The sequence below is a fragment of the Rhodococcus sp. IEGM 1330 genome, assembly GCF_033142445.1.
In the GTDB taxonomy this organism is placed as follows: Bacteria; Actinomycetota; Actinomycetes; order Mycobacteriales; family Mycobacteriaceae; genus Rhodococcoides.
Genome location: NZ_JAWLSB010000017.1, coordinates 49,558 through 57,792, shown reverse-complemented (window position 1 = coordinate 57,792; position 8,235 = coordinate 49,558). Strand labels below are relative to the sequence as shown.

The following is an 8,235-nucleotide window of genomic DNA, read 5'->3' as shown; positions in this document are numbered from 1 at the left end:
GAAAGACAGTCAACGATCGACGTCAGTGTGGTTAAGAGTCAGACCACGCATCAACGGTCCACACCAGTATCACTGTGTGGTTGAGTGCCCCGGGCGGCACTCAACCACACTACTGCGTAGCACTCTGCGTGGATGTGCGCCGGGTTCACGCCCCCTGCCCGCGGATCGGCTCCCCAGTTCTGGATATCCGACTCCGATCGGCGTCGGGAATCCGAATGTGGGGAGCTGATCGGCAGGTGTATCGGTGGATGTGCGCCAGGTTCACGCCCCCACGAAGATGCAGAATGGATGGCCGGCCGGGTCGGCATATATTCGGATCGGCTCTTCCGGATCGTCCCGCAGATCCCGCAATAGTTGCGCACCCAATTCGATTGCGCGCGAGTGCTCTTCGTCGAGTTGCTCGACGTTGTCGACGCGGAAGTCCAGGTGCAACATCTGGGGGTGTTCGCCGTCCGGCCACGTTGCGGCCGGTAGTGCGTCTATCTGCTGAAACGCTATTCGCCACGAACCGTCGGGTGCGGTGATCGCGAGCCAATCCGGATTGATCGGTTCGGCGTCGCCGGGGACGTACTCGAATCCCAGTAGTCGCCGGTAGAATTCGGCGGACTCACGGGCGTCGGTGCAGTCGAGGACCACTTGATGTACCGAAATGTTCATGATCTGCCCTTCTTGACGGCGTGGTGTCGTGCCGCGCGCGCCCGATTGCCGCATGCGCCGCAACACCATTGCTGATTGGGTCGATCCTGCAGAAACAGTTGACCGCATCGCGGGGCTTCGCACAACACCAGGCGATCACGATCCGGCCCGTTCACCAGGTCGATGACGGCCGACGCAGCACGCGCACGGAGTGATTCGATCGGATCTGCCGTTCCCACCACATGTCCGACGCCACGGCCGTCTCCGAGATCGATTCGGCGGGTCACCGGGTGTCGCCGCGCAATGTCGTCGATGTGTTCGACGCTTTCTTCCGGAACATCCATGTTCGAAGCCACCGCCCGCAGTAGCGACAGTATGTGATCGCGCGTCACCCGAAATGTGTCCACTTCGGCATCGGCGGGGATCACCTCGGGTACTCGAGCCCCCTGCAGTTCGGCCCAATCCTGGAGGTCGGTGGCCGAACTGATCAACTCGGCGTAGGTGCCGCGCCGCAATTGCACGGTGTTGACCACGTCGAGTGCGAAGTGGTCGCCGAGCCAGTTCCAACCCATATACTGACTCTAACGGTTTACGAATCGAAAAGCATCAGATATCGTCGAGATGATGACGGACATTCGATGGTTGCCGTTTCTCGGCGTTGTGCTGCTGGCATACGCGATACCCGGGCCCGACTTCGCGGTGGTGGCCCGGGCGGCGGCGAACAGCCGCAGTGCGGGCTGGCGGGCGGGCCTCGGTGCGCAGGCCGGACTGTGCGTGCACATGGTCGCGGCTGTCATCGGAGTATCGCTGCTGATCTCTCGATTACCGTTGGCACTCAGTGCTGTTCAAGTAGCGGGTGGTCTCTACCTGATCTGGTTGGGAATCGTGGCGTTGCGGGATTCGGTGGCTTCGTCATCGGCGGCTACGGATGTCCGCTGGTTTCGGATGGGTCTGACGACGAATCTCCTGAACCCCAAAGCGATTCTGTTCTTCGTCGCCATCCTGCCGCAGTTCGTCGACCCCGACGGTTCGCTTCCCCTGCAGATCGGGATCCTCGGAATCATCGACGTGGCAATAGGACTGGCAGTATGGGCGGTGGTCACCGCAGCTGTCGATCGCGTGGCCGGTCGTTCGGCGACCTCGAAGCTCTGGAACAGAACAGTCGGAGTGCTGTTCATCGGCATCGGTGTGGCATTCGTGGGCAAGGCGATGTAGTCGAAGTGGACGATGCCGGGCAGGCCCTGAACTGCGTCAGCGTCGGTCGGCTACAAGTTGGATTCCGGCGAACACAGCACCTATCACGATCGACGCCGTCAGACATTCGGCCAAGAATATGAGACTCGACTCTCGGAACAGCGGCGACTCCGACATCCGCGCGGCCGTCGAGTCGGGGTGAACCAAGGCAATGCCGGAGACCGGCGGCGGACTGACGGTGGCGGCGGCCCACAAAGAACCTCCGAGAAACACCGACGTCGGCTGCGGACACCAGAACAACGACTGCCGAGATCCTCGAATCCATGCTGCCGCTGCAACCGCGCACAAGGTCAGTGCACTGATGACGAGCGAAGACGGAAACCACGGCGGACCCTGTTCGGTGAACAGTGCCGCATAGCCGAGGATTGATATGCTTCCGGACTCACCGGAGGTGACCGCCGGTTCGAAGGGCGCAAGGGGCGCGGCGAAGTGCCACAGAAGTGACAACGCTGCGGCTAGGGTCAGGCCGAAAACTATTGCGATCCAGCGCATCAGGATAGCTCTCTCAGTGGACTAACCCATGTTCGGATCGTACTTGGGCGGGCGGTCCCATAGCGACGCGTCCGACTCCAGCGCCTGGCCCTCCCGGATTGGTTCCACGCTGTCCGGTAGCTTCCGCCACTTGGCTCGCGGATCGGCCTCCGGTGCAGCACTCCGATCTTCGCCCATGAGCAGCAGGCTACGCGTCGTGCCCGCTGTGCGTGCGTTTCTCCGAATCGGATAGCGGTAGCTACGTGATGCGCACTCTCAGTTCGTTCATCTGCACTTCCGAACCGTTGTCATCGGTGATGCGGACGTGCACTTCCCTTCCCTGCGCATCAACGACATTCAACGGGCCGTCGTCGTCCTGCAGATATTCGTCGCCCCATTGCATCAATCCGAGTACGACGGGCAGCAGGTCTTCCCCCATTCTCGTCAGGATGTACTCGTACCGCGTTCGTCCTTTGTCGGGGCGGTAGGGCTGTTTGACGAGGATCCCCGCGTCGACGAGTTCTCTCAGACGGGCTGCGCTGCTGGCATCGGTGATGCCCACGCGTCTGCTGAAGTCGTCGAACCGCGTGGTGCCGTAGAACGCCTCGCGCAGGATGAGCATGGTCGATCGGGTGCCGACCACCGACAGCGCGCGTGCGATGGAGCAGCGGTCGCCGGCTTTCCAGTTGCCGAGATCGGACAGAAGACGATCGCGGCGGCGACAAGCGTCGAGGCCTCATCGCGTCGCTCGTCTCCCTGGGCACCAACTCCGGAACCCTTGCTGCGTCGGCTATCTGGGCCTTGCTGCTCGCTGTACTGTCCGAGGACCAGTTGCTCAGCTGGGGCTGGCGCATTCCGTTCCTCGCGAGCTTCTTCCTGATGATCTTCGCGGTGTGGCTGCGCTCGAACCTCAGGGAGAGCCCGGTCTTCGAGGAGCGCGCCGATGTGGTCGACGGTGTGGCTCTCTCGCGCGACGAGATCGAGAAGACCGACGAGGAATTGAAGGTCAGCGTTCTCGAGTCCGGCCTGAAGCAGAAGAAGGGGCGCGCGTTCTTCATCGCACTGGGTCTGCGGTTCGGTCAGGCCGGCAACTCCGGACTGATCCAGACATTCCTGGTGGGCTACATCGCGTCGACGCTGCTCATCGATCGTTCGATTGCCACCAGTGCGATCGTCTACGGTTCGCTGATCGGCTTCGCCACCATTCCGATCGTCGGTATCCTGGGCGACCGGTTCGGTCGTCGCCCGATCTACATGGTGCTCAGTGCGCTGACGATGATTCTGGCTTTCCCGCTGATGCTGATGGTCACCAGTGGCAACACCGTAGCCCTCGTCGTCGCGATGGTGCTGGCTCTCAACCTCGGTGTGCTCGGCCTCTTCTCTCTCGAGAGCGTGACGATGGCGGAGCTGTTCGGTGCGCGCACCCGTTTCACGCAACTCGCGCTTGCCAAGGAAATCGGCGGCATCCTCGCCACCGCGATCGGACCGCTCCTCGCGGCCAGCCTCACCGCATGGACCGGTAGCTGGTGGCCCATCGCGGCGATGCTCGTGATCTACTCCGCAATCACCCTGGTGTCGGCCTACCTGGCACCGGAAACCAAGGGCCGCGATCTCGTCAGGCTCAACGACGCAGCCTGAGTGCGCAGACGCTACCGCATCGCCGCGTTGTGGAAGTCCATCTCGGCGGCCAGCATGCCGACGAACCACTCGTCCAGTGTTGCGTCGTCCATATCGTCCATGGCGTCGACCTCTCGGGCCAAGGCGTCGACCTGTGCCACGAAGGCCGGTCGGGTGTGCATCTCGATCCAATCCTGCAGCGCCGGTTCGCGATCGACCGAAGTGTCCATCGCGGCGCGGCACCAGGACAGGTACAGGGTCTCGGCCGCGAACATCGCTACCAGAGCCGCAGCCCGGCCGTCCCGCCGAGCAAGTCCCAGTGCGTAGTTCGACAGGACGGACGAGCTCTCGATCAACTCGTGCACGTCGCCGTCGTACGGGAACTGCTCTCGCAGACCGGCGAAGTACTCCCGCTGTTCCCCGACGAGGTTCGACAGCGACACCACGTGGTCGGTTGCATCGTCCAAGGACTCGGACTCTGCGACGACGAGCCCCAGGATGCGCACCGCGGTGAGCACGAACTCTTCTTCGATCACCAGGTAGCGCCGAAAGTCGTCGTCCCGCAGCGAGCCGTCGATCGAGTCGGTGATGAATCGGACTCGCTGCGCGGCAACGAGATTGCGATGTTGCCGCGCAGTCAGTTCGGCGGATCGACTCATTCTTGGGACAACCAGGTGATCAGGCCGTCGAACAGGTCGGTGTACCCGAGCCACTGCTCGCAGAATTCCGGCGGTGCCCAGTGGGGCGAGCAGTCCGAGGTGAAGACCGCCGAGCGGCCCTTGCCGTAGTCGCCGGCCGCGACGAGTGGATCACCGTTGATGGTGGCGGGTACGGCAACGCCGTCCTTTGCGATCACTCGGTTGTAGCCGAGGAGGGCCGGCCACTCGCTTCCGCTGGCCCCCACGGCGGGGTGCGTGCTGTCGACGACGACGGGAATCATTCCGCCGGGCGTCTCCACCCGATCGTCCTCCGGGAGCATCGTCACCGGGAGGGCGTCGGCGAGCGCAGTTTGTCGAAACGCGGCCCGGGCCTGGAATCCGGAGAACGAGAGGTACCCACCGATCATCAACAGTGCACCGCCGTCGTGCACCCAGTCACGGAGCTCGACCAAGCGATCCTCACCGGCCTGGAAGCGGTCGAAGACGCTGGGCGCGAGCTGGATCGAGTTGGCACCGATGTCCGAGAGCACGATGACGTCGTATGCGGAGAGGGCCTCGGCGCTCCCCGGAAACTGGGTCGGCACCAGGTGCGCCGGCATGTGCACCACGTCGTGTCCGCGGGAGGTCAGGGCGTCCCTGAGAGGTCCGACGCCTTCGACGTAGGAGTGGACGGTGAATTCGTCGACGCCTTTGACGTGGGTGGATGTGGTCATCCAGCTTTCGCCTGCGATCAGAACTTTCTTACCCATGGTGGTTCTCTATCCTTTTCCGGCGCTCTCGAAGAGTGTCCTGGGGTTGTCTCGCATGAGTGAGGACACGTGCTGTGGATCTATTCCGCTGCGCACCAGTCGCGCTGCGAAAGAGACCGGTACGTAGGCCAATCCGTTGCCGCCGAATGCGCGCAGCATCGATTTCAGGAACAGATCATGACTGAGAAGTAGCTGGTGTCGGTAGCCTCCACCGACCAGTCCAGCGATAGCGAATGCGGTCTCGGCAGGCGACGGTGACTGTCCCTCGCCCGGGAATTCGAAGGGCATGCCGATCATGTCGAATTCCAGATACACCCCGCGATCACCCAGGGCGCATTGGTATTCGGGATCGTCGCCCGACGGGTCCATGTGGCAGAGCACTACAGCTGCCGGGTCGACACCCATCTCTTCGATGACGATATCGAGGACGTCGTGTCCGAGCCGCTGCCACCCCGGAAGGTGGATGAACAGAGGTACATCGACTTCCCGTTGGGCAACACATGCGGCGCGCAGCGCCTTGGCCTCGGCGGCGGTGAACGACGGCGAGACCCCGATCTCTCCGATCACCCCGGGCCGCGGCCCGTCGTTGGAGGTGAACTCGGCGATGAGTCCCGACGCCAGTTGGTCGACGCCGAGTGAGGCGACCTCGCCGGGGTGCGTGGATTCGAGGTACCAGCCCGAGCCCATGACGACCCGGACACCCGATTCGCGGGAGTACCGTTCCAAGATCTCGGGTCGACGCCCGATTCCCGGTGGTGTCAGATCGACGACGGTCGTCCCACCGTGGTCGGCGAACGTTGCCAGGTCCGCCAGCACGGCCACCGCATCGTCCACTCGGCAATTGTCTGCGCTGTGATACGGATTGTCGTGCAGCAGCCAGGCGTCCCGAGCCGAGATCGGACCGGAGAGCAGCCGTGCCACAGTGGGATCGGGCGATTCGGAGTATGCCACCGAGGCGTCGTTGTGCAGGTGCTCGTGTGGCAGCACCAGCCCCAGTTCGCTGGAGTCGACCGGCCCCGTCACCGTCTGGACGATCATTGCTTGCCCGGGGCGCTCTGCAGGTGCTTGAACAGCGAGGCCAGTGAGTGCCCGCGCATGTTGATCCAGATGGCAACCAGCAGAACGATACCGGTGATGATCGGTGTGAGGAACGGGCTGACGCCCAGTAGCGTCAGGCCGTTGGCGATGATGCCGGTCAGCACAGCGCCGATGACGGTACCGATGACAGTGCCTCGTCCGCCGAACAGGTTGGTACCACCGAGCACCACTGCCGTGATGACGGTGAGCTCGAAACCGTTGGCGGAGTTGGCCGAGCCCGAGCCGAGCCGTGCGGCGATGAGCAGCCCGGCGATACCGGCGGCCAGGCCCGTGAAGACCAGCGTCATCATCAGCACGCGGCGAGTGTTGACGCCGGAGCGTCGAACGGACTCCACGTTGGAGCCGATCCCGGTGACGTAACGGCCGAAGCGAGTGCGGTTGAGGGCAATCGCGCCGACGATCACCACGGCCAACGCGATCCAGGCACTTGCCGAGAATCCCAGCCAGGACGCAGTGCCGAGCTTCGCGAACGCGGTGCCCGGGGTGATGGGGACCGAGAAGCCTTCGGTGCGGTACAGCGCAATTCCGCGGATGATGGACAGCGTGGCGAGGGTGACGATGAACGGCGGAATACCCTGGTAGGCAGCGAGCCAGCCGTTGACCAGGCCCCATGCCGCTCCCATCAGAGGGGCCGCGATGAACACCACCGAGGAGTCGACGCCGGCCTGGATGAGCTCTGCACTCATCGCTGCGACGAAGGCGACGGTCGCTCCCACCGAGAGGTCGATCTGGCCGGTGGTGATCACGAATGTCATGGCGACGGCGATGATCAGGACCGGTGCGATCTGCGTTGCGAGGTTGGAGATGTTGGTGAACGTCAGGAAGGAGGACGTGGTGACCGAGAAGACGAAGGCCACCGCGACGGTGACCGCCAGCATGGCCAGTGTCGGCTTGTTGGTCTGCTGCCACAGTGATGGGCGCGCAGCGAGTGTGGCGACGCTGGGCTGCGCGTTCTTGTCGAGTGTGATCATGATCGGCCTTCCGGCGAGGACGGTGAACGCTGGGGAACCGGAGTGCGCGTGATCAGTCCGACGAGCGATTCGATGTTCAGGTCGCCGATCGGTACGTCGTCCACGCTCTGCCCCTCGTAGATGACGGTGATGCGGTCGCACACCCGGAACAGATCCTGCAGGCGGTGCGTCACCAGGATGACTCCGACGCCCTGTGCCGCAACATCGGTGATGAGCTTCAATACCGATTCCACCTCGGCGACGGCCAGTGCTGCCGTTGGCTCGTCGAGGATCAACACGTCGGGACGGAACGATACGGCGCGGGCAATGGCGACGGTCTGCCGCTGCCCGCCCGAGAGTTGCCCGATCTCCTGGTACGTCGACTTCACCTTCACGTGCAGGTCAGCGAGGATTCCCGCGGCGCGCTCGTGCATGCCGTGGCGGTCCAGAAACGGCCCCTTGCGGGGTTCGCGTCCGAGGAAGAGGTTGCTCGCGACGTCGAGGGTGTCGCACAGCGCCAGGTCCTGGTAGACGATGCCGATCTTCTGCTGTTGTGCATCCAGTGGCGTCGAGAAGCGAACCGGTTCTCCGTTGACTCGCATCTCACCACCGTCGTGTTGAACGGCACCGGCAAGGATTTTCATGAGCGTCGACTTGCCGGCGCCGTTGTCTCCGACGACTCCGAGTACCTCGCCGCGCGCGAGCCGAAGATCGACTCCGCGCAGCGATTTCACCGGGCCGTACGATTTGGTGATTCCTGACAGTTCGATCAGCGGTACTGTCGGATCTTGTTGTGCCATG

The 8,235-nt window shown here is 63.4% G+C and carries 12 protein-coding genes; 2 read left to right on the top strand and 10 right to left on the bottom strand.

Annotation, left to right across the window (positions count from 1 at the left end):
* Positions 1 to 261: 261 nt before the first annotated feature.
* Together R4P57_RS26410 and R4P57_RS26405 are read right to left on the bottom strand one after the other, a co-directional pair.
* A complete protein-coding gene (locus R4P57_RS26410) occupies positions 262 to 657 on the bottom strand; it encodes a VOC family protein (protein WP_317805845.1) in 396 nt (131 codons plus the stop codon).
* A complete protein-coding gene (locus R4P57_RS26405) occupies positions 654 to 1,208 on the bottom strand; it encodes a CGNR zinc finger domain-containing protein (protein ID WP_317805844.1) in 555 nt (184 codons plus the stop codon). The genes R4P57_RS26410 and R4P57_RS26405 overlap by 4 nt, the downstream gene beginning before the upstream one ends.
* A gap of 52 nt (positions 1,209 to 1,260) precedes the next feature.
* Between R4P57_RS26405 and R4P57_RS26400 the strand changes: the two genes are divergently transcribed.
* A complete protein-coding gene (locus tag R4P57_RS26400) occupies positions 1,261 to 1,851 on the top strand; it encodes a LysE family translocator (protein WP_317805843.1) in 591 nt (196 codons plus the stop codon).
* Positions 1,852 to 1,887: 36 nt separating this feature from the next.
* Here R4P57_RS26400 and R4P57_RS26395 read toward each other — a convergent pair whose 3' ends face one another.
* The 3 genes from R4P57_RS26395 to R4P57_RS26385 form a co-directional block, all read right to left on the bottom strand.
* Complete coding sequence (locus tag R4P57_RS26395) at positions 1,888 to 2,382, bottom strand: hypothetical protein (protein WP_317805842.1); 495 nt, start codon at positions 2,380 to 2,382, stop codon at positions 1,888 to 1,890.
* Between the two features lie 21 nt (positions 2,383 to 2,403).
* Complete coding sequence (locus tag R4P57_RS26390) at positions 2,404 to 2,559, bottom strand: hypothetical protein (RefSeq protein WP_317805841.1); 156 nt, start codon at positions 2,557 to 2,559, stop codon at positions 2,404 to 2,406.
* A gap of 61 nt (positions 2,560 to 2,620) precedes the next feature.
* Positions 2,621 to 2,983 (bottom strand): helix-turn-helix domain-containing protein, encoded by a 363-nt coding sequence (locus tag R4P57_RS26385; RefSeq protein WP_317805840.1) that lies wholly within the window; start codon positions 2,981 to 2,983, stop codon positions 2,621 to 2,623.
* A 32-nt stretch (positions 2,984 to 3,015) separates the two neighbouring features.
* Here R4P57_RS26385 and R4P57_RS26380 point away from each other — a divergent pair, with 32 nt between their 5' ends.
* Positions 3,016 to 3,999, top strand: coding sequence for an MFS transporter (locus R4P57_RS26380; RefSeq protein WP_317805839.1), 984 nt, complete (start codon positions 3,016 to 3,018; stop codon positions 3,997 to 3,999).
* A gap of 11 nt (positions 4,000 to 4,010) precedes the next feature.
* Here the strand turns inward: R4P57_RS26380 and R4P57_RS26375 are convergent, their stop codons facing one another.
* From R4P57_RS26375 to R4P57_RS26355, 5 genes are read right to left on the bottom strand one after another with little or no spacing between them, the layout of a single operon-like run.
* Positions 4,011 to 4,637 (bottom strand): TenA family protein, encoded by a 627-nt coding sequence (locus R4P57_RS26375; protein ID WP_317805838.1) that lies wholly within the window; start codon positions 4,635 to 4,637, stop codon positions 4,011 to 4,013.
* On the bottom strand, positions 4,634 to 5,386 hold the full coding sequence (locus R4P57_RS26370) for a glutamine amidotransferase (RefSeq protein WP_317805837.1): 753 nt from the start codon (positions 5,384 to 5,386) through the stop codon (positions 4,634 to 4,636). The genes R4P57_RS26375 and R4P57_RS26370 overlap by 4 nt, the downstream gene beginning before the upstream one ends.
* 9 nt (positions 5,387 to 5,395) lie before the next feature.
* Positions 5,396 to 6,409: a phosphotriesterase gene (locus tag R4P57_RS26365; RefSeq protein ID WP_317805836.1), complete on the bottom strand. Its 1,014-nt coding sequence runs from the start codon at positions 6,407 to 6,409 to the stop codon at positions 5,396 to 5,398.
* A gap of 11 nt (positions 6,410 to 6,420) precedes the next feature.
* Positions 6,421 to 7,455 carry an ABC transporter permease gene (locus R4P57_RS26360; protein ID WP_317805835.1) on the bottom strand — a complete coding sequence of 345 codons (1,035 nt, stop codon included), beginning with the start codon at positions 7,453 to 7,455 and terminating at the stop codon, positions 6,421 to 6,423.
* Positions 7,452 to 8,234: an ATP-binding cassette domain-containing protein gene (locus R4P57_RS26355; protein WP_317805834.1), complete on the bottom strand. Its 783-nt coding sequence runs from the start codon at positions 8,232 to 8,234 to the stop codon at positions 7,452 to 7,454. The genes R4P57_RS26360 and R4P57_RS26355 overlap by 4 nt, the downstream gene beginning before the upstream one ends.
* Position 8,235: the final 1 nt, after the last annotated feature.

What these genes read in the sequence shown, in the direction of transcription:
- R4P57_RS26410 (WP_317805845.1), bottom strand. Translation starts at nt 657, where the DNA reads ATGAACATTTCGGTACATCAAGTGGTCCTCGACTGCACCGACGCCCGT.
- R4P57_RS26405 (WP_317805844.1), bottom strand. Translation starts at nt 1,208, where the DNA reads ATGGGTTGGAACTGGCTCGGCGACCACTTCGCACTCGACGTGGTCAAC.
- R4P57_RS26400 (WP_317805843.1), top strand. Translation starts at nt 1,261, where the DNA reads ATGACGGACATTCGATGGTTGCCGTTTCTCGGCGTTGTGCTGCTGGCA.
- R4P57_RS26395 (WP_317805842.1), bottom strand. Translation starts at nt 2,382, where the DNA reads ATGCGCTGGATCGCAATAGTTTTCGGCCTGACCCTAGCCGCAGCGTTG.
- R4P57_RS26390 (WP_317805841.1), bottom strand. Translation starts at nt 2,559, where the DNA reads ATGGGCGAAGATCGGAGTGCTGCACCGGAGGCCGATCCGCGAGCCAAG.
- R4P57_RS26385 (WP_317805840.1), bottom strand. Translation starts at nt 2,983, where the DNA reads ATGCTCATCCTGCGCGAGGCGTTCTACGGCACCACGCGGTTCGACGAC.
- R4P57_RS26375 (WP_317805838.1), bottom strand. Translation starts at nt 4,637, where the DNA reads ATGAGTCGATCCGCCGAACTGACTGCGCGGCAACATCGCAATCTCGTT.
- R4P57_RS26370 (WP_317805837.1), bottom strand. Translation starts at nt 5,386, where the DNA reads ATGGGTAAGAAAGTTCTGATCGCAGGCGAAAGCTGGATGACCACATCC.
- R4P57_RS26360 (WP_317805835.1), bottom strand. Translation starts at nt 7,455, where the DNA reads ATGATCACACTCGACAAGAACGCGCAGCCCAGCGTCGCCACACTCGCT.
- R4P57_RS26355 (WP_317805834.1), bottom strand. Translation starts at nt 8,234, where the DNA reads ATGGCACAACAAGATCCGACAGTACCGCTGATCGAACTGTCAGGAATC.